Source organism: Paracoccus versutus (assembly GCF_000763885.1).
Taxonomy (GTDB): Bacteria; Pseudomonadota; Alphaproteobacteria; order Rhodobacterales; family Rhodobacteraceae; genus Paracoccus; species Paracoccus versutus.
Genome location: NZ_JRKO01000002.1, coordinates 19,914 through 37,613, shown reverse-complemented (window position 1 = coordinate 37,613; position 17,700 = coordinate 19,914). Strand labels below are relative to the sequence as shown.

20 protein-coding genes and 2 tRNA genes are annotated in these 17,700 nt (G+C 69.2%); 6 read left to right on the top strand and 16 right to left on the bottom strand.

What is annotated here, in order from left to right:
• Positions 1-34 precede the first annotated feature (34 nt).
• Positions 35-796 carry a GNAT family N-acetyltransferase gene (locus IT40_RS01265; RefSeq protein ID WP_036749488.1) on the bottom strand — a complete coding sequence of 254 codons (762 nt, stop codon included), beginning with the start codon at positions 794-796 and terminating at the stop codon, positions 35-37.
• Positions 797-895: 99 nt separating this feature from the next.
• On the opposite strand from IT40_RS01265, the gene msrB reads away from it, so the two are divergent.
• Positions 896-1,294, top strand: a complete 399-nt coding sequence (gene msrB / locus IT40_RS01260; protein ID WP_036749485.1) for a peptide-methionine (R)-S-oxide reductase MsrB — start codon at positions 896-898, stop codon at positions 1,292-1,294.
• A 54-nt stretch (positions 1,295-1,348) separates the two neighbouring features.
• Here the strand turns inward: msrB and IT40_RS01255 are convergent, their stop codons facing one another.
• On the bottom strand, positions 1,349-1,780 hold the full coding sequence (locus tag IT40_RS01255) for an outer membrane protein assembly factor BamE (RefSeq protein ID WP_240540457.1): 432 nt from the start codon (positions 1,778-1,780) through the stop codon (positions 1,349-1,351).
• Positions 1,781-1,918: 138 nt separating this feature from the next.
• On the opposite strand from IT40_RS01255, the gene IT40_RS01250 reads away from it, so the two are divergent.
• Positions 1,919-2,443, top strand: coding sequence for a YceD family protein (locus tag IT40_RS01250; RefSeq protein ID WP_036749480.1), 525 nt, complete (start codon positions 1,919-1,921; stop codon positions 2,441-2,443).
• Between the two features lies 1 nt (position 2,444).
• Here IT40_RS01250 and betA read toward each other — a convergent pair whose 3' ends face one another.
• The 3 genes from betA to betI form a co-directional block, all read right to left on the bottom strand.
• A complete protein-coding gene (gene betA / locus IT40_RS01245) occupies positions 2,445-4,097 on the bottom strand; it encodes a choline dehydrogenase (RefSeq protein WP_036749736.1) in 1,653 nt (550 codons plus the stop codon).
• 81 nt (positions 4,098-4,178) lie between these two features.
• Positions 4,179-5,624, bottom strand: a complete 1,446-nt coding sequence (betB, locus tag IT40_RS01240) for a betaine-aldehyde dehydrogenase (protein WP_036749476.1) — start codon at positions 5,622-5,624, stop codon at positions 4,179-4,181.
• Positions 5,621-6,190: a transcriptional regulator BetI gene (betI, locus tag IT40_RS01235; protein ID WP_036749472.1), complete on the bottom strand. Its 570-nt coding sequence runs from the start codon at positions 6,188-6,190 to the stop codon at positions 5,621-5,623. Before betI ends, betB begins: the two co-directional genes overlap by 4 nt.
• 130 nt (positions 6,191-6,320) lie before the next feature.
• Here betI and choX point away from each other — a divergent pair, with 130 nt between their 5' ends.
• The 3 genes from choX to choV all read left to right on the top strand — a co-directional run bounded on the left by choX (position 6,321) and on the right by choV (position 9,342).
• Positions 6,321-7,274, top strand: coding sequence for a choline ABC transporter substrate-binding protein (choX, locus tag IT40_RS01230; RefSeq protein ID WP_036749465.1), 954 nt, complete (start codon positions 6,321-6,323; stop codon positions 7,272-7,274).
• A 159-nt stretch (positions 7,275-7,433) separates the two neighbouring features.
• Complete coding sequence (gene choW / locus IT40_RS01225; protein WP_036749462.1) at positions 7,434-8,285, top strand: choline ABC transporter permease subunit; 852 nt, start codon at positions 7,434-7,436, stop codon at positions 8,283-8,285.
• Positions 8,278-9,342: a choline ABC transporter ATP-binding protein gene (gene choV / locus IT40_RS01220; protein WP_036749460.1), complete on the top strand. Its 1,065-nt coding sequence runs from the start codon at positions 8,278-8,280 to the stop codon at positions 9,340-9,342. The genes choW and choV overlap by 8 nt, the downstream gene beginning before the upstream one ends.
• Here the strand turns inward: choV and IT40_RS01215 are convergent.
• The gene (locus tag IT40_RS01215) at positions 9,339-10,256 is read right to left on the bottom strand and encodes a DMT family transporter (RefSeq protein WP_243700107.1); all 918 of its coding nucleotides are present in this window, start codon (positions 10,254-10,256) and stop codon (positions 9,339-9,341) included. The two genes, choV and IT40_RS01215, sit on opposite strands and share 4 nt — an antisense overlap.
• A 39-nt stretch (positions 10,257-10,295) precedes the next feature.
• On the bottom strand, positions 10,296-10,895 hold the full coding sequence (locus tag IT40_RS01210; protein WP_036749456.1) for a LysE/ArgO family amino acid transporter: 600 nt from the start codon (positions 10,893-10,895) through the stop codon (positions 10,296-10,298).
• An 83-nt stretch (positions 10,896-10,978) separates the two neighbouring features.
• Between IT40_RS01210 and IT40_RS01205 the strand changes: the two genes are divergently transcribed.
• Positions 10,979-11,845 carry a LysR family transcriptional regulator ArgP gene (locus tag IT40_RS01205; protein ID WP_036749454.1) on the top strand — a complete coding sequence of 289 codons (867 nt, stop codon included), beginning with the start codon at positions 10,979-10,981 and terminating at the stop codon, positions 11,843-11,845.
• A gap of 39 nt (positions 11,846-11,884) precedes the next feature.
• Here the strand turns inward: IT40_RS01205 and IT40_RS01200 are convergent, their stop codons facing one another.
• The 9 genes from IT40_RS01200 to IT40_RS01160 form a co-directional block, all read right to left on the bottom strand.
• A complete protein-coding gene (locus IT40_RS01200; protein WP_036749451.1) occupies positions 11,885-12,625 on the bottom strand; it encodes a YebC/PmpR family DNA-binding transcriptional regulator in 741 nt (246 codons plus the stop codon).
• Between the two features lie 65 nt (positions 12,626-12,690).
• A complete protein-coding gene (locus IT40_RS01195; protein WP_052095667.1) occupies positions 12,691-12,939 on the bottom strand; it encodes a ribbon-helix-helix domain-containing protein in 249 nt (82 codons plus the stop codon).
• Positions 12,932-13,111 carry a DUF4169 family protein gene (locus tag IT40_RS01190; RefSeq protein ID WP_243700108.1) on the bottom strand — a complete coding sequence of 60 codons (180 nt, stop codon included), beginning with the start codon at positions 13,109-13,111 and terminating at the stop codon, positions 12,932-12,934. Before IT40_RS01190 ends, IT40_RS01195 begins: the two co-directional genes overlap by 8 nt.
• Positions 13,112-13,140: 29 nt before the next feature.
• Positions 13,141-14,538 carry a class II fumarate hydratase gene (gene fumC / locus IT40_RS01185; protein WP_036749440.1) on the bottom strand — a complete coding sequence of 466 codons (1,398 nt, stop codon included), beginning with the start codon at positions 14,536-14,538 and terminating at the stop codon, positions 13,141-13,143.
• A gap of 92 nt (positions 14,539-14,630) precedes the next feature.
• The gene (locus IT40_RS01180; protein ID WP_084196773.1) at positions 14,631-15,095 is read right to left on the bottom strand and encodes an SspB family protein; all 465 of its coding nucleotides are present in this window, start codon (positions 15,093-15,095) and stop codon (positions 14,631-14,633) included.
• Positions 15,096-15,262: 167 nt separating this feature from the next.
• Positions 15,263-15,339 (bottom strand) — tRNA-Asp (locus tag IT40_RS01175).
• 28 nt (positions 15,340-15,367) lie between these two features.
• Positions 15,368-15,444 (bottom strand) — tRNA-Asp (locus IT40_RS01170).
• Between the two features lie 142 nt (positions 15,445-15,586).
• Positions 15,587-16,408, bottom strand: coding sequence for a PRC-barrel domain-containing protein (locus tag IT40_RS01165; RefSeq protein ID WP_036749437.1), 822 nt, complete (start codon positions 16,406-16,408; stop codon positions 15,587-15,589).
• Between the two features lie 155 nt (positions 16,409-16,563).
• The gene (locus IT40_RS01160; protein ID WP_036749725.1) at positions 16,564-17,667 is read right to left on the bottom strand and encodes an anhydro-N-acetylmuramic acid kinase; all 1,104 of its coding nucleotides are present in this window, start codon (positions 17,665-17,667) and stop codon (positions 16,564-16,566) included.
• Positions 17,668-17,700 lie beyond the last annotated feature (33 nt).

Sequence of the window (17,700 nt, the reverse complement as noted above, 5' to 3'; positions counted from 1 at the left end):
ATAGGGGGTTTCGCCGGCGGATGCAAAGCCGCCCTTACGCCCCGGCCGCGCGCAACAGTTTCGCCCGTTCCGGGGGAATGGCCCGGATCTCCAGCCCGGTGAAGACATGCAGCGTATCCATCTGCCGATCCACCACCGCATGGTCGCTGACCCAGCCCCCCATGGCGAGGTATGAGCGCAGAAGCGGCGGCATCGCCGCCATCGCCCGGCGCGGGTCCGCCTTGCGCAGCCGCAACGCGCGGGCAAAGCGAAACACCTGCGGCGCCTTGACCCGCGGCAGCCAGCGCTTCGGCGCCAGATGCCGCTCGCGCAGCATGGCGAACACGTCCTCGTAGCCGTGGATGTCGGTGCCGGCAAAGCTGGAGCAGCCGAACAGCATCTCGATGCGCGCGTCGTCGACATGCCGCGCCAGCGCGCCCCAGGCCAGGCGCAGGATGTCCGGGTCGTGCCATTCCGGGTGGATGCAGAAGCGGCCGATCTCGACCATGGGGCCGCGGAAATCGCGCAGCCGCGACAGGTTGTAATGGCGCGCGGAATAGCTGTCGCCGATCTGGGCGCCGCAGGTCAGCGTCAGCATGCGAAAGCACGCGACCAGCCTGCCGCCGGCCTTGTCGCGAATCAGCACATGGCTGCATCGGTCGTCGTAATCGTCGGCATCCAGCGGCGGCTCGCCATCCCCCGCGCCCGCACCGCGCCGGCCCAGAAAGCAAAGCCAGCGCAGCCGCTGCGCCTCGCGGATCTCTGCGGGGCCTTCGGCAAAGCCGACCTGGTAACGGCCCTTGCTGAGTGAAATCATGGCGTTCCCGCCCGGCCCGTAAACCGGCCCGCTCCGACTTGTTAACATCCATACTGCGCCTATCTTGTAACAGCAGCATGGCAGGATTGAAGGGCCAAGATGTCGGAACGGATCATCAAGAGCGACGCGGAATGGCGGGCAGCGCTGGACGCCGAAACCTATCGCGTGACGCGGCAGGCGGGGACCGAGCGGCCGTTCTCGCATCCGGGCTTTCCCAAGGGGCCGGGGCATTACGAATGCGCCTGCTGCGGCGCCCGGCTGTTCGAGGGCGACGCCAAGTTCGAAAGCCATTGCGGCTGGCCCAGCTTTTCCCGCCCCAGCCCGGCGGGCGACATCGACGAGCATCGCGACACCAGCCACGGCATGATCCGCACCGAGGTGCGCTGCCACCGCTGCGACGCGCATCTGGGCCATGTCTTCCCCGACGGCCCGCCACCGACGGGCCTGCGCTATTGCATCAACGGCGTGGCGCTGCGCTTCGTGCCGGAGCCGGGCTGAAGGGCGCCAAGCCGCGAAAGGGGACGCCCGACAAGGCGCCCCGCCCCACCCCGATCAATCGCCCAGGAAATCCCCGGCCTGGACGCGGCCGACATTGCCCAGAAGCTGGCGGATCAGGCCAAGGCTGGTCACGCCGGTATCGGTGACGCGGCGCGACAGCACCACGACCTGCCCGCGCTCCAGCCCGAAGCGCTCGACATTGCTGACCACGCCGCTTTCGGCGAAGCTGATGGCAACCACCTGGCGGTCGATCTCGCGCGGTTCGCGCGGGCCGTAGAACTGCCAGCGCGAGCCCACGTAATACCAGGCCGAGCCGGTCAGCAGCCCCTGCGCCGAAGGCCGGCCGATCAGCCCTTCCAGCTCGGCCTGCGGGGTCTGGCCGACGACGACCTGGGCCAGCTGCTCCTCGGGCGGGATATAGCCGTGGTTGCGATAGGTGGCCTGGCAGGCGGAAAGGCCCAGAGGTGCGGCCAGTGCAAAAGCCATGAGCTGCCGCCGGGAAATCTTCATCTTTTCTCTGCCCTCTTACGCGCCTGTTGACGCCGCGCGACCGGCTTAGCAAACTCATGCCCCACGCTCAAGAATATCCAGACCAAGGGCGGTTTTGCCCGCGAAAGGCCACCGATGACCGATTCCAAAGCCCCGCAGACCCGGTTCCGGGTGGCCCATCTGAACCCGCGCCAGCCGACCGATTTCGCGCTGGCCCCCACAGCGGCCGCCCGCCGGGCGCTGGCGGCAGAGCTGGGGCTGATCGCCCTGCCCCGGCTGGATTTTTCCGGCCGCATCCGCGCCGTGGCCAGCGACGCCTGGGAGGTGACGGGGACGCTTTCGGCCCGCGTCGTGCAGCCCTGCGTGGTGACGCTGGCCCCGGTCGAGACCGAATTGCGCGAATCCCTGCACCGCGTCTTTTCGCCCCATGCCGGCACGCCCGAAGGCGACGAGGTCGAGATGCCGGACGAGGATCTGGAGCCCCTGGGCCAGTTCATCGACATCGAGGCGATCATGACCGAGGCGCTGGCGCTGGCGCTGCCGCTTTACCCGCGGGCCAAGGGCGCGGCGCTCGACGCCCCCGAACCCCCGCCCGAGGAAGAGGCGCGCAAGCCCTTCGCCGGGCTTGCCGACCTGCTGAAAAACCCCAAGGATTCCTGAACTAGGCGGAACGCTGGGCGATCTGCCAATCCGGCGCCATCTCCGGCCCCAGGTTCAGCGGCGCCAGCATCCCCGCGCCCAGGATGTGATCGGCGGCCTTCTCGCCGGTCATGATCGAGGGCGCATTCAGGTTGCCGTTGGTGATGCGCGGAAAGACCGAGCTGTCCGCGACGCGTAGCCCCTCGACCCCGATCACCCGCAGTTCCGGGTCGACCACCGCCAAGGGGTCGTCGGCCGCGCCCATCCGCGCCGTGCCGCAGGGGTGGAATGCCGACTCGGCATGGTCGCGGATGAAGGCGTCGATCTGGTCGTCGCTCACCACGCCCTCGCCGGGCTGGATCTCGTGGCCCTTGTAGGCGGCGAAGGCGGGCTGGGCAAAGATCTCGCGCGTCAGCCGCACGCAGGCGCGGAACTCGGCCCAGTCGTCGGGATGCGACATGTAGTTGAAGCGGATCTCGGGCGCCTGCTTGGGATCGGCGGATTTCAGCCGCACCGTGCCGCGCGACTTCGACCGCATCGGCCCGACATGGACCTGGAAGCCGTGCCCCTCGGCCGCCGCCCGGCCGTCGTAGCGCACGGCCAAGGGCAGGAAGTGATACTGGATATCCGGGTATTCCACCCCGGCGGCCGAACGGATGAAGCCGCAGCTCTCGAACTGGTTCGAGGCCCCGAGGCCCGTCCCCGTCGCCAGCCATTGCGCCCCGATCGAGCCCTTCCCCCACAGGTTCCAGTGCTTGTAGAGCGTGACCGGCTGGGTCGCGGTATATTGCATGTAGACCTCCAGGTGGTCCTGGAGATTCGCGCCCACGCCCGGCCGGTCCGCCAGGATCTCGATGCCATACGCGCGCAGATGCCCGGCCGGGCCGATGCCCGACAGCATCAGAAGCTTCGGCGTATTGATCGAGCTGGCCGAAAGAATCACCTCCTGCCGCGCGCGGAACACGGTGATGCCGCGGGTGTTGCCGACCTCGACGCCCACGGCGCGGCCGTCCTCGAAGACCACCCGCCGCGCCAGCCCGCGCCGCAGCCGCAGCAGCCCGGTCTCCTGCGCCGGGCGCAGATAGGCATTGGCGGCCGACCAGCGCCGCCCCTCCCAGATCGTCGCCTCCATGGCGCCGAAGCCTTCCTGGCGGGCGCCGTTGTAATCCTCGGTCGTCGGATAGCCGGCCTCGCGCCCGGCGCGGATGAAGGCGTCGAACAGCGGGTTCTTGCGCGAACCGCGCGTCACATGCAGCGGCCCCTCGCTGCCGCGATAGTCGCTGACCGCGCCATGCGAGGTCTCCATGCGCTTGAAATAGGGCAGCACGTCGGCATAGGCCCAGCCCGCCGCCCCGCTCTCGGCCCAGAAGTCGAAATCCCTGGCATGGCCGCGCACGAAGACCATGCCGTTGATCGAACTCGACCCCCCGACCACCTTGCCGCGCGGCGTGACCAGCCGCCGCCCGCCCAGATGCGGCTCGGGCTCGGACGAAAACCCCCAGTCATAGCGGCGCATGTTCATCGGATAAGACAGCGCCGCCGGCATCTGGATGAAGGGCCCGACATCGCTGCCGCCATATTCGACGATGTCCACGCGCTTGCCGGCCATCACCAGCCGGTAAGCCAGCGCGCAGCCGGCCGAGCCGGCGCCGACGATCACGTAATCCGGGATCACGCCTGCCTCCCCTGCATCGCCCTGGCGGGCTTCTTCGTTGTCCAAATACCCATGCCGACCGTGCTGCCGGCGCGGCGCCGATCAATAGGGCGCATCGACGCCTCCCATGCCGACATAGACCGATTTCAGCTGCGAATAATGCTCGATGGCCGCGGCCGAGTTCTCGCGCCCGATCCCCGACAGCTTGACGCCGCCAAAGGGCGCCTCGACCGGGGTCAGGTTATAGGCATTGATCCAGGTGGTCCCGGCCTGCAAGGCCGCCGCGACCCGGTGGCCACGCGCCAGGTCGCGGGTGAACACCCCGGCCGCCAGTCCATAGGGCGAGGCATTGGCACGGGCGACGGCCTCCTCCTCGGTCGCGAAACCCAGCACCGACATGACCGGGCCGAATATCTCCTCGCGCACGATCCACATGTCATCCAAAGCATCGGCAAAGACCGTGGGCGGCACGAAGGCGCCCTCGCCCGGCCCGCCGCAGACCAGCCGCGCGCCCTCGTCGCATCCGCGTTGGATGGCAGCGCGGATCTTCGCCGCCTGGCCTGGGCTGACGATGGGGCCGTGCTGGGTCGCCTCGTCCAGCGGATCGCCGATCCTGATCCTGGCCACCCGCTCGGCCAGCCGGTCCAGGAAGGCGGGCAGGATGCCCTGCTGCACGAAGACCCGCGTCCCGTTCGAGCAGATCTGGCCCGAGGAATAGAAATTCGCCAGCATCGCCGCGCCGACCGCATCCTCCAGCGAGGCGTCGTCGAAGACGACCAGCGGCGACTTGCCGCCCAGTTCCATCGTCACATGCCGCATGCCCTCGGCCACCGCGGCATAGACCCTTTGCCCGGTCGCGACCGAGCCGGTCAGCGACACCTTGGCCACGCGCGGATCCGTCACCAGCGCCGCACCGACCGCGCCGCTGCCCTGCACCACGTTGAAGATGCCGGCCGGCAACCCGGCCTCGGCCAGGATCTCGGCCAGCTTCAGGGCGCCCAGCGGGGTTTCCTCACTGGGCTTGAAGACCATGGCATTGCCCATGGCCAAGGCAGGCGCCGCCTTCCAGCAGGCGATCTGGCTGGGATAGTTCCAGGCGCCGATGCCGGCGCAGACCCCCAGCGGTTCGCGAATCGTATAGACGAAATCGCCGCCCAGCGGGATCATCTGCCCGGTGACGGTCGGCGCCAGCCCGCCGAAATATTCCAGCGCATCGGCGCCCGAGGGCCAGTCGGCCACCCGCGTCTCCTGGATCGGCTTGCCGGTGTCCAGCGTCTCCAGCCGCGCCAGTTCCTCGCCCCGTTCGCGGATGATCTGCGCCGCCCGGACCAGCACCCGGCCGCGCTCGACCGGGCGCAGCGCCGCCCAGGCCGGCTGCGCGGCGGCAGCGGCGGCGGTCGCCTGCGCCACCTGCGCCGGGGACGCCTCGCGCAGCCGCGCGATCACCGCGCCGTCATAGGGGTAATGCACCGGCAGCGCCGCGCCCTCGCCCTCGACATGGGCGCCGTCGATGTAAAGGCTTGCCGGCGGTTGCGCGTCATGGCTCATGGCAGCACCTTTTCCAGATAGTCCAGCGTGGTTCGTTCGGCGGCGGCGGCATCGGCCTCGTTGGACAGCGCCGCGCGCAGGTAAAGCCCGTCGATCAGCGCCCCCAGCGTGCGGGCGATGGGCTCGGCCCCCGCCCCGGCCAGCGGGCGCAAGGCCGTCAGCAGGTTCGAGGCGAGCCGGCGGTGATAGACCCGCAACAGCCGCGCCGCCTCGGGCTCGACCAGCGCCAGCGCATAGAAGTTCAGCCAGGCGGCGATGGTGTCGTGCTCGAAATTGGCGGCGTCGAAACTGGCGGCGATGATGGCGCGCAGCCGCTCCTGCGGCGTTTCGGCACCGCGCAGCGCAGCGCGGGTCGAGTCGCCGTATTGCGCCAGGATATGCCGCATCGCCGCCAGGAAGATCCGCTCCTTCGAGCCGAAATAGTGATGCGCGAGCGCCGAGGACATGCCCGCCGCGCGCGCGATCTGCGCCACGGTGACGTCCAGCGAGCCCGCCCGGCCCACCGTGGCAATCGCGGCGTTGATCAGCGCCGCTTTTCGGATAGGTTCAGCGCCAAGCTTGGGCATGACAGGACACCATGGTGCAATTCCGTTGGAAAATTCGTGCAAGAGACCCGTATCTGGCAGATCATTGATTGACTCGTCAATCAATGAAAGCCTTAATCACATCACCCGTCAACGAACCTAGGAGATAAAGATGACATTTCGCCGCACTTCCGCAGCTCTTGCCGCCGGGCTGGTCGCCTCGCTCGCCACGGCCGGCATCGCTGCGGCGCAAGAGCCGATGGAGTGCCGCAAGGTCGTCTTCTCGGACGTGGGCTGGTCCGACATCAGCGCCACCACCGCGCTGGCCTCGACCGTGCTGGGGGCGCTGGGGTATCAGACCGAAACCAAGATCCTGTCGGTGCCCGTGACCTATACGGCGCTGTCCACCGACGACGTGGACGTGTTCCTGGGCAACTGGATGCCGACGATGGAGGCCGACATCGCCCCCTATCGCGAGGCGGGCACCGTGGACATCCTGCGCACCAACCTGACCGGGGCGAAATACACGCTGGCGACGAACAAGGCCGGGGCCGAGCTGGGCATCGCCGATTTCGCCGGGATCGCCGCGCACAAGGACGCGCTGGAGGGCAAGATCTACGGCATCGAGCCGGGCAACGACGGCAACCGCCTGCTGCTGGAGATGGTGGCCGAGAACAAGTTCGACCTGGGCACCTTCGAGGTCGTCGAAAGCAGCGAACAGGGGATGCTGGCGCAGGTCGCGCGCGCCGAGGCCGCCGGCAAGCCGGTCGTCTTCCTGGGCTGGGAGCCGCATCCGATGAACAGCCAGTTCCAGATGACCTACCTGGCCGGCGGGGACGAGGTCTTCGGCCCCGATTTCGGCGGCGCGCGCGTCGATACCAATACCCGCGCCGGCTATGCCGAGACCTGCCCGAACGTCGGCAAGTTCCTGCAGAACCTGGAATTCACCCTGCCCATGGAGAACGAGGTCATGGGCCTGATCCTGAACGACGGTATGCAGCCGGCCGAGGCGGCGCTGAAATGGCTCCGCACCAACCCGGAAGCGGCGCAGCCCTGGATCGCGGGCGTCACCGCCGCCGATGGCAGCGATGCGCAGGCGGCGCTGGACAAGCTGCTTTCCGAATAAGGGCCGGGCAGGCGGGGGCGCCGCCGCCTGCTCCGCCTTGCTCATGGGACGGTTTTCTCTACCCTGGCCGGGATGGCGCGTCCGGGCCGTGCCGCCGCGACCCTGCGGCGCAACCCCCTGGAGCCCCGACGATCCCGCACGGCAGAAAGAAAGGGACGCATGGACCAACTGACCGCATTCCTGACCGAGACCAAGATCCCGGTGGGCCGGACCGCCAAGGCGATCTTCGACTGGCTCAACGCCCATGCCGCGGTCGTTTTCAACTTCATCTCGCGACTGATGGAGGGGCTGATCGGCGGCATCCTGAGGATGCTGGAATTCCCGCATCCGCTGGTCTTCACCCTGCTGGCCGTGGCCCTGACCTGGGCCTTGCAGCGCAGCTGGAAGACCTGCCTGCTGGTCGCCCTGGGCTTCCTGTTCATCCTCAACCAGGGCTATTGGAAAGAGACGATGCAGTCGCTCACCCTGGTGCTTGCCGCCTGCGTCGTCTGCATGGCGATCGGCGTGCCCATGGGCATCGCCGCCGCGCACCGGCCGCGGCTTTACGCCTGGATGCGGCCGGTGCTGGACCTGATGCAGACGCTGCCGACCTTCGTCTACCTGATCCCGGCCATCGTCTTCTTCGGCATCGGCATGGTGCCCGGCCTGATCGCCACGGTGATCTTCGTGCTGCCGGCGCCGATCCGGCTGACGCATCTGGGCATCTCCTCGACGCCCAGGGCGCTGGTCGAGGCCGCCACCGCCTTCGGCGCCACCCCGCGCCAGCTGCTATGGAAGGTCGAGCTGCCAAGCGCCACGCCGCAGATCATGGCGGGCCTGAACCAGACCATCATGCTGTCGCTGTCCATGGTCGTCATCGCGGCGCTGGTCGGCGCCTCGGGGCTGGGCGTGCCGGTGGTCCGGGCGCTGAACAGCGTGAACACGGCGCTGGGTTTCGAAAGCGGCTTCATCATCGTGGTGGTCGCGATCATGCTGGACCGGATGCTGCGGGTAAGGGGGCGCCATGACTGAGGCCAGGCAAGCCGCGCATAACGCGGTCGAGTTCGACAATGTGAACATCGTCTTCGGCGACGCGCCCCAGGCCGCGCTGCCGCTGATGGACCAGGGCCTGGACCGCGGCCCGATCAAGGCCGAGACCGGGCAGGTGCTGGGCGTCCACAACTGCTCGCTGACCGTGCGCGAGGGCGAGATCCTGGTGCTGATGGGCCTTTCCGGCTCGGGCAAGTCCACGCTCCTGCGGGCGGTGAACGGGCTCAACCCGGTCTGCCGCGGCGAGGTGCGGGTCTGGGACGGCGACCGCATGGCCTCGGTGACCAAGGCCTCGGGCGCCGAGCTGCGCCGGCTGCGCCGCGAATGCATCGCCATGGTCTTCCAGCAATTCGGCCTGCTGCCCTGGCGCTCGGTGCGCGAGAACGTCGGGCTGGGGCTGGAGCTGGCCGGCATCCCCGCCGCCGAACGCCGCCGCCGCGTCGATGCGCAGCTGGCCACCGTCGGCCTGGCCGACTGGGCCGAGCGCAAGGTGGGCGACCTGTCGGGCGGCATGCAGCAGCGCGTGGGCCTGGCGCGCGCCTTCGCCACCGAGGCGCCGATCCTGTTGATGGACGAGCCCTTCTCGGCGCTGGACCCGCTGATCCGCAACCGGCTGCAGGACGAATTGCTGGAATTGCAGAAGCGGTTCCGCCGCACCATCGTCTTCGTCAGCCACGACCTCGACGAGGCGTTCCGCATCGGCAACCGCATCGCGCTGATGGAGGGCGGCCGCATCGTCCAGGTCGGCACCGCGCGCGAGATCATCGCCCATCCGGCGAACGCCTATGTCGAGGATTTCGTCGCCCACATGAACCCCTTGGCGGTGCTGAGGGCCGAGGACATGGCCGAGCCGGGCGAGGCCACCGGCACCCCCATCGACCGCCAGACCCCGGTGCGCCAGGTCATCCAGGCCATGACCGAGACCGGCGCCGAGATGCTGCCCTTGCAGGGCGGCGGCCGGGTGACGCGGCAGGGCATCATGTCGCGCCTGGTGGTGCAGCGCGGCCAGGCCGGCGGCGCGCTGGAACACCCGGCCTAGCTTTCCCGCGTCGCCTCGGCCGGCGGGGTGATCGTGGGGCGCCGCAGCCGCGCCTCGCGCCAGGTGATATAGCTGATGGCGCCGATCATGATCGCGCCGCCGACCAGCACCCACAGGTCGACCGGCTCGGCAAAGGCCAGCGCGCCCAGAAGGCTGGCCCAGATCAGCTGCAGCAGGGTGACGGGCTGCGTCACCGTCAGGGGCGCGGCGGCAAAGGCCCGCGTCATCGCGTAATGCCCGGCGGTGGCGAAAAAGGCGGTGCAGGCCAGCACCGCGCATTGCGCCAGCGTCGGCGGCACCCAGACCAGCGCCGCGACCGGCGCCAGGCCGATGCAGACCGTCAGCGACATCATCGCCACCACGACCGAGGCCGGCACCAGTTCCGACAGCCGCTTGGCCACCAGGTAGGAGCCGCCAAAGATCACCGCGGCGCCCAGCTGCGCCAGGTGGCCAGGCTCCAGCGCGCGGATGCCGGGCCGCAGCACGATCATCGCCCCCGCCAGCGCCACGGCGATGGCCAGCCCGCGCCGCCACGAGATCCGCTCGCCCATCAGCAGCGCCGCGCCCAGCGTGACCACGACCGGGTTGAGAAAGCCGATGGCGGTGACCTCGGCCACGGTGATGCGGGCCATGGCATAGAACCACAGGATCACCGCCAGCACATGCAGCCCGCCGCGCAGCGCGAAAAGCGCCCAGATGCGCGGGGCAAAGCCCTGCCGCAGCGCCGGCGCCAGCGCCGGGACCAGGAACAGCAGCCCGAAGGCGAAGCGGATGAAGGCGCCCTCGGCCGCCGGCAGCGCCTGCCCCAGCCAGCGCACCGTGCCGTTGACCGCGACGAAGCACAGACCCGCCGCCAGCATCCACAGGATGCCCGGCAGGTCGTTGCGCGCAAGGGAATGGGTTGTCCTGCTCATCCCCACAGCCATGCCCTGCCGGCACGGCCGGCGCAAGGCTCAGCCGCCCAGCAGCAGGCCCAGGGCGATCGACCACATCACCAGCCCGACCAGCCCGTCCAGCACCCGCCAGGCCGCCGGCCGCGCGAACAGCGGCGACAGCCAGCGCGCGCCGTAACCCAGCGCAAAGAAGAACAGCACCGAGCCCGAGACCGCGCCGGCGACGAAGCCCGGCTTGTTCTCCCACCCCGCCGAGACCGAGCCGATCAGCACCACCGTATCCAGCCAGACATGCGGGTTGAGCCAGGTCAGCCCCGCCAGCACCAGAAGCGTGGCGCCCAGCCCCGCGGCAGGGCCCTGCCCGGCCCGCAGCGCCTCGCCGCCGCGCCAGGCGGCGCGAAAGGCGCGCGCGCCATAGGCCAGCAGGAAGGCCGCCCCGCCCCAGCGCATCGCCCCCAGGAACCAGGGCGCCTGCGCGGCGATGGCGCCTGCGCCCAGCACCCCCGCGGTGATCAGCACCGCATCCGAGACCGCGCAAAAGGCGCAGGTGGCCAGCACGTGCCGGCGCATCAGCCCCTGCTTCAGCACGAAGGCGTTCTGCGCCCCGATGGCGACGATCAGCGACAGGGCGGTGCCAAGACCGGCGAAATAGGCATGCATGCGGCTCTCCTTCGCCCGCCGTCTTGCCCTGGCCCGTCACTTCAGGCAAATTCAAAATCGTTACGCTGGTTAAGGTTGCCTTAATGCTCGACTATGCCGCCCTGGCCGTGCTGGCCGAGATCATCCGCCGCGGCAGCTTCGAGGCGGCGGCGGCAGCGCTCGGCGTCACCCCCTCGGCAGTGTCGCAGCGCATCAAGGGGCTGGAAGAGCGGGTGGGCCAGGTGCTGGTCCATCGCGGCCCGCCGGCCCGCGGCACCGAAACCGGGCTGCGGCTGATGCAGCATCTGGACCAGGTGCGGCTGCTGGAAACCACGCTCGCCGCCAGCCTGCGCCCGCCCGGACCGGCGGTGCTGCGGCTCGCGGTCAATGCCGACAGCCTGGCGACCTGGTTCCTGCCGGTGATGGCGGCACTGCCGGCGCTCTACGACCTGGTGCTGGACGACCAGGACCATGCCGGCGACTGGCTGCGCCAGGGCCAGGTCTCGGCGGCGATCAGCTCCGACCCCGACCCGGTGCCGGGCTGCGACGCGCTGCCCTTGGGCGCCATGCGCTACCTGGCGCTGGCCACCCCCGATTTCCGCGCCCGGCACTTCCCCGACGGCGTGACCGAGGCCACGCTGCGCGCCGCCCCCGCCGTCATCTTCAACGCCAAGGACGCGCTGCAATCACGCTGGGCGCACAGGGCCATAGGCGGGCCGCTGCACCTGGCGGGCCACCTGATCCCGGCCTCGGAACCCTTTGCCCGCGCCATCGAGCTCGGCCTCGGCTGGGGCATGGTCCCCGAGGCCATGGCCGCCCCGGCGCTGCGCGACGGCCGGCTGCAACCGCTGCTCCCCGACCTGGCCCTGGACGTGGCGCTCTACTGGCATGTGCAGCGCGCCATGGCGCCCGCCCTCGCCCCGCTGACCGCCGCCATAAGGAAAAGGGCCGCAGCAGAACTGCGACCCTGATTTCTCTGTTCCCCAAATACCCCCGCCGGAGGCGGAAATTCAAAGCTGCGCCGCCACATCCTCGGGAATGTCGAAATTCCCGGTGACGTTCTGCACGTCGTCGTCCTCTTCCAGCGCGTCGATCAGCTTCATCAGCTTCTGCGCGGTTTCCAGGTCGATCTCGGTCGGCGCCTGCGGCTTCCAGATCAGCTTGGCATGCTCGGATTCGCCCAGGGAAGCCTCCAGCGCATTCGAGACCTCGGCCAGGTCGGTGTCCGAGGTATAGATCCAGTGCCCGTCCTCGTCGCTTTCGACATCCTCGGCCCCGGCCTCGATCGCGGCCAGCATCACCGTGTCGGCATCGCCCGCGCCGGCCGGATACAGGATCTCGCCCTTGCGGTCGAACATGAAGCTGACCGAGCCGGTCTGGCCCAGGTCGCCGCCATATTTGGTGAAATAGCTGCGCACGTTCGACGCGGTGCGGTTGCGGTTGTCGGTCATCGCCTCGACGATGATGGCGATGCCGTTGGGGCCATAGCCCTCGTAGCGGATCTCGTCATAGCTCTCGGCATCGCCGCCCTGCGACTTCTTGATGGCGCGGTCGATCACGTCCTTCGGCATCGAGTTCGACTTGGCTTCCTTCACCGCAAGGCGCAGCCGCGGGTTCTTGTCGGGGTCAGGGTCGCCCATCTTGGCGGCGACGGTGATTTCTTTGGCCAGTTTCGAAAACAGCTTCGAGCGCAGCTTGTCCTGCTTGCCCTTGCGATGCTGGATATTGGCCCATTTGGAATGGCCTGCCATGGTATTTCCCGGAAATTTGGATATGTGCAGCGGCTTTTAGTCAGCCAAGGCGCAGGCCGCAAGCATTACGCCCGATTCTTGACGATCTCGGCCAGCACGTAAAGCCGCAGGGCGGTGGCCAGCCCCACCTCGGGCGGGCGGGCGGCGTCGATCTGGGCGATCAGCGCGGCGGTGGTGCGGCCGCCGGCGCGGGCCATGCCGCGCAGCTCGCGCCAGAAGGCATCCTCCAGGCTGACCGAGGTGCGATGCCCGCCGATGGTGATCGAGCGCTTCACCGGCGCGGACATCGGCGGCAGCGGCGGCAGGTCACTCATCGCCTTGCTCCGGCCCCTTGCGATGCTGGTCCAGGTGCCGGGCGGCGCGCGCGGCGGCGTCCTGCTCGGCCAGCTTCTGGACCTTGCTGCGGCCGAATTTCGCCGCATTCTCGTCGCCCTGCCTGCGGGCGGAATCGCGGGCGGCGGATTTGCGCGCCGCCCGCAGGTTCACGACCCTGCCTGAACCGGACCCGGCCAAGATCAGTCTTCCGGGCCGATCATCTGCTCGGGCCGCACGATGCGGTCGAAGGTCTCGCCGTCGACGAAGCCGAGCGCGATCGCCTCCTCGCGCAGCGTGGTGCCGTTCTTGTGCGCGGTCTTGGCCACCTTGGTCGCATTGTCATAGCCGATGGTCGGCGCCAGCGCCGTCACCAGCATCAGCGATTCCTTCATCAGCTTCTCGATGCGGGGGATGTTCGCCTCGGTGCCCACGACCATGTTGTCGGTGAACGAACCCGCCGCATCGCCCAGAAGCTGCATGGATTGCAGCACGTTGTAGCTCATCATCGGGTTGTAGACGTTCAGCTCGAAATGGCCCTGCGAACCGGCGAAGCCGATGGCGGCGTCATTGCCCATGACATGGGCGCAGACCATGGTCAGCGCCTCGGCCTGGGTCGGGTTGACCTTGCCGGGCATGATCGACGAGCCCGGCTCGTTCTCGGGCAGGATCAGCTCGCCCAGGCCCGAGCGCGGACCCGAGCCCAGCAGCCGCATGTCGTTGGCGATCTTGAACAGAGAGGCGGCCACGGTCTTCAGCGCGCCCGAGAAGAACACCATCGCGTCATGCGCGGCCAGCGCCTCGAACTTGTTCGGCGCGGTGACAAAGGGCAGGCCGGTGATCTCGGCGATCTTGGCGGCGATGGCCGTGTCCCAGCCCTTTTTCGTGTTCAGCCCGGTGCCGACGGCGGTGCCGCCCTGCGCCAGCTCGTGGATGTCGCCCAGGGCCAGCTTCACCCGCTCGATGCCCTTCTGGACCTGATGCGCATAGCCGCCGAATTCCTGGCCCAGGGTCAGGGGCGTCGCATCCTGGGTATGGGTGCGGCCGATCTTGATGATGTCCTTGAATTCCCCGGACTTCGCGACCAGCGCCTTGTGCAGCTTTTCCAACCCCGGCAGCAGCACGTCGCGCGCCTGCATGGCGATGGCGACATGCATGGCGGTCGGGAAGGTGTCGTTCGACGACTGGCCCATGTTCACGTGGTCGTTCGGATGGACCGGCTTCTTCGAGCCCATCTCGCCGCCCAGGATCTCGATGGCGCGGTTCGAGATCACCTCGTTGGCGTTCATGTTCGACTGCGTGCCCGAGCCGGTCTGCCAGACCACCAGCGGGAAGTTGTCGTCGAACTTGCCCGCCACCACTTCCGCGGCCGCCTGCACCATGGCCTTGCCGATGGCCGGGTCCAGCTTGCCGCTGGCCATGTTCACCTCGGCCGCGGCCTGCTTGATCGCCCCCAGCGCGCGGATGATCGGCACCGGCTGGCGTTCCCAGCCGATCGGGAAGTTCTGGATCGAGCGCTGGGTCTGGGCGCCCCAATACTTGTCGGCGGGCACCTCCAGCGGGCCGAAGCTGTCGGTCTCGGTGCGGGTGGTCTTGGTCATGGCATGCTCCCTCACGGTGTTGCGAGGGTTCTAGGCCCGATGGCGCGGATTGGCAATCGGCATGCCGTGGTATGCCATGCGCTAACAGCGCCTCACTTGCGCCATTTGTCCAGGCTGACCACCTCGGCGCCGCCCTTCGCGCCCTCCTCGCCCGGCGCCTCGGCCACGGGCGGTTCTTCCTCTTCGGGCTCGTCCTCTTCCTCTTCGTGGTTCTCGAAACGCAGGCCGAACTCGACCGAAGGGTCCACGAAGGTGCGCAGCGCGTCGAAGGGGATATAGAGCGGCTCGGGCGAATTGCCGAAATTCAGCGTGATGTGAAAGCCCTCGGGCGTGACCGAGAGATCCTCGAACCAATGCTGGATGACGATGGTCATCTCGTCGGGATAGCGCTCGCGCAGCCAGTCGGCCATCTGCACCTGCGAATCGCGGGTGTCGAAGGTGATGAAGAAATGATGCTCGCCCGGCAGCCCCTCGGTGGCCACCGTTTGCAGCACATCCGCGATCAGCCGCTGCATGGCCCGGTGCATCATTCCGCCGTAATCTATTCCGCGTGCCATGGCGTCCTCCGTCGTGATTGGGGGCCAGCATAGGGAATTGAGGCGGCTTGAAAAGCCCCTTGCGCCGCTGCCGGGCGCGACCGCCGGCCGGCTTCTTCGTTCCCCAAATACCCGAAAAACCGCGCCGGAAGCGCGGCCGCGAAGCCATGGAGGATGAAGGGGAAAGATGGCGCGGTTGACGGGGCTCGAACCCGCGACCCCCGGCGTGACAGGCCGGTACTCTAACCAACTGAGCTACAACCGCGCATCTTTTCGGCGATATATGGTGGTGGTGGCGCGGTTGACGGGGCTCGAACCCGCGACCCCCGGCGTGACAGGCCGGTACTCTAACCAACTGAGCTACAACCGCGCAGACCACTTCCCCCGGATCGCCGTCCGGGGTGCGAGGGGGTTTACGCATGGCGGCGGATGCCGTCAAGGCCGATCTTGTGCAAAAAATGCAAGGGCGCCCCGAAAGGCGCCCCGCTTTGGTCCGAAAACGGCCGCAAGCCTTATTTCCGCACGGTCTTCTCGTCGAAATCCGGCAGGGCCTCCAGCTCGGCCTTGGTGTAGTTGGTGGCGAAGAAGGTGTCGTTGCTGATGGTCACCAGGTGGATCGCATCCACGCCCAGCAGCACCTTCTTGGCGCCGATGCCCAGGAAGCCGCCGATATCGGCGACATAGCCGACGACCTGGGCCGAATCATCCAGCACGATGTCGTTCACCTTGGCGATGTCCTGCCATTCAGCCGGTCGCTCCTCGAGCGCGGGCTCGGTCCATTCGGTGGTCGAGGGCTGGTTGGTGGTCCAGATGCGGCGGCTGGTCAGCCAGCTCGACAGCACGCCCGGCTCGGCCTCCGAGATCGCCGGCGGGTTGACGTCGGGCGGCGTCACCGGCGCCTCGGCCGAGGCATCCGCGGCGGCATCGGCCGCGTCGCCCGCGGCATCGGCGGCTTCCTCGGCGGCGCCGGCGGCATCGGTCGCGGCATCCTCGGCCGCTTCGGGCACGGCGTCGCCCGCAGGCGCGCCGGGGGCGGCGCCCATGCCGGCGGCGGCGCCGGTCGCATCATTGGCGGCATCGCTGGCCGCATCGGCGGCCTCGGCGGCGTCCTGGGCGGCGTCGGCCGCGGCGTCGCCGGTTTCCTCGGCCGCCTGGTCGGCAGCCTGTTCCGCCTGATCGGCGGCCTGCTCGGCCTGGTCGGCCGCCTGCTCGGTCGCGGTCGCGGCGTCTTCGACCTGCTCGGCGGGCATCTCGGCCGGCGGCGTGGTCTCGGTCTGCGCAAAGGCAGAACCGGCAAGGGCCAGGGTGGTGGCGGCGATGACAAGAGGTTTCATGGACGATGTCCTTTCCGGTTGTCGTTGTCACGGACGGCGGGTGCCGTCATATGCCCGTCCAACGTCACCGTCCGCCGCATCGTTCCCGCGAAATGGCGCCGAAACAATCACAAGGCGGAAATCCGCCTGTGATCGCGCCCCGGCCGCAGGCCGCCTCAGCGCCGCGGCGGATGGCTGATGCGCCCGCCGCAGACCGGCCCCGGCGCCCCGGTGGTTCCCGGCCCCGAGGTCGGCAGCCCGCGCAGCACCCGCACCGCCAGCCAGCCGAAGGCCTGCGCCTCGAGCATGTCGCCATCGAGCCCGACCTCCTCGACCGGCGCGACGCGGACCGGCAGCCGCGCCGCCAGCGCCGCCATCATCGCGGCATTGTGTCGCCCGCCGCCGCAGACCAGGACCAGCCCCGGCGCCCGCTCCAGGGCCGCCACCCCCGCCGCCACCGCCGCGGCCGCGGCATGGGTCAGCGTCGCCGCCGCATCGGCGTCCGAAAGCCCCGCCACCTCGGCCGCAAGCGTGGGGAAAGCGTCGCGGTCCAGCGACTTCGGCAGCGGCCGGGCGAAATGCGGATGTTCCAGGAAGCGGGCGACGACACCCTCGTCCGGCCTGCCCTGCAAGGCGAGCCGCCCGCCCTCGTCCCGCGCCAGCCCGCGCCGGGCGCACATCAGGTCGTTCACGGGCGCATTGGCCGGGCCGGTGTCGAAGGCGATGCAGGCCCCCGGCGCCTCGGGCGCCCCGGCGGCGGGATCGACCCATGTCAGGTTGCCCACGCCGCCCAGGTTCAGGAAGGCCACCGGCGCGCGCGGCAAAAGCCCCCGCCCCATCGCCCACTCCGCGCAGGCCCAGTGGAAGAAGGGCGCAAGCGGCGCCCCCTCACCGCCTTGCCGCACGTCCTCGCTGCGGAAATCCCAGACCACCGGCCGGCCCAGCTGCGCGGCCAGCGCCGCGCCATCGCCGGCCTGATGCGTGCCGCGCGCCCCCGGATCATGCGCCAGCGTCTGGCCGTGATAGCCGACCAGTTCCGCATCGGGGAACCCTTCGGCCAGCGCGGCATGGGCGGCGACCGACAGCGCGGCGGCATCCGCCACGTCCGGCCCGCCCGGCCATTGCCCCAGCGCCGCGTGCAGCAGGCCGGATTCGTTGCCGGAATAGGCGCGATAGGCGCTGCGGCCGAAACCGGCGATCCGCGTCCCGTCGGTCTCGATCATCGCCGCGTCCACCCCGTCCAGCGAGGTGCCCGACATCATCCCCAGCGCTTGGATCATCCTGCTTTCCCTTCGGCCCTTCCCCCGGTATAT

Coding starts and splice junctions, on each gene's coding strand:
- IT40_RS01210 (WP_036749456.1), bottom strand. CDS start 10,895: ATGCATGCCTATTTCGCCGGTCTTGGCACCGCCCTGTCGCTGATCGTC.
- IT40_RS01180 (WP_084196773.1), bottom strand. CDS start 15,095: ATGGCACGCGGAATAGATTACGGCGGAATGATGCACCGGGCCATGCAG.
- betI (WP_036749472.1), bottom strand. CDS start 6,190: ATGCCCAAGCTTGGCGCTGAACCTATCCGAAAAGCGGCGCTGATCAAC.
- choV (WP_036749460.1), top strand. CDS start 8,278: ATGACTGAGGCCAGGCAAGCCGCGCATAACGCGGTCGAGTTCGACAAT.
- IT40_RS01205 (WP_036749454.1), top strand. CDS start 10,979: ATGCTCGACTATGCCGCCCTGGCCGTGCTGGCCGAGATCATCCGCCGC.
- choX (WP_036749465.1), top strand. CDS start 6,321: ATGACATTTCGCCGCACTTCCGCAGCTCTTGCCGCCGGGCTGGTCGCC.
- fumC (WP_036749440.1), bottom strand. CDS start 14,538: ATGACCAAGACCACCCGCACCGAGACCGACAGCTTCGGCCCGCTGGAG.
- IT40_RS01250 (WP_036749480.1), top strand. CDS start 1,919: ATGACCGATTCCAAAGCCCCGCAGACCCGGTTCCGGGTGGCCCATCTG.
- IT40_RS01200 (WP_036749451.1), bottom strand. CDS start 12,625: ATGGCAGGCCATTCCAAATGGGCCAATATCCAGCATCGCAAGGGCAAG.
- IT40_RS01195 (WP_052095667.1), bottom strand. CDS start 12,939: ATGAGTGACCTGCCGCCGCTGCCGCCGATGTCCGCGCCGGTGAAGCGC.
- IT40_RS01160 (WP_036749725.1), bottom strand. CDS start 17,667: ATGATCCAAGCGCTGGGGATGATGTCGGGCACCTCGCTGGACGGGGTG.
- choW (WP_036749462.1), top strand. CDS start 7,434: ATGGACCAACTGACCGCATTCCTGACCGAGACCAAGATCCCGGTGGGC.
- IT40_RS01165 (WP_036749437.1), bottom strand. CDS start 16,408: ATGAAACCTCTTGTCATCGCCGCCACCACCCTGGCCCTTGCCGGTTCT.
- msrB (WP_036749485.1), top strand. CDS start 896: ATGTCGGAACGGATCATCAAGAGCGACGCGGAATGGCGGGCAGCGCTG.
- IT40_RS01265 (WP_036749488.1), bottom strand. CDS start 796: ATGATTTCACTCAGCAAGGGCCGTTACCAGGTCGGCTTTGCCGAAGGC.
- IT40_RS01215 (WP_243700107.1), bottom strand. CDS start 10,256: ATGAGCAGGACAACCCATTCCCTTGCGCGCAACGACCTGCCGGGCATC.
- IT40_RS01255 (WP_240540457.1), bottom strand. CDS start 1,780: ATGGCTTTTGCACTGGCCGCACCTCTGGGCCTTTCCGCCTGCCAGGCC.
- betB (WP_036749476.1), bottom strand. CDS start 5,624: ATGAGCCATGACGCGCAACCGCCGGCAAGCCTTTACATCGACGGCGCC.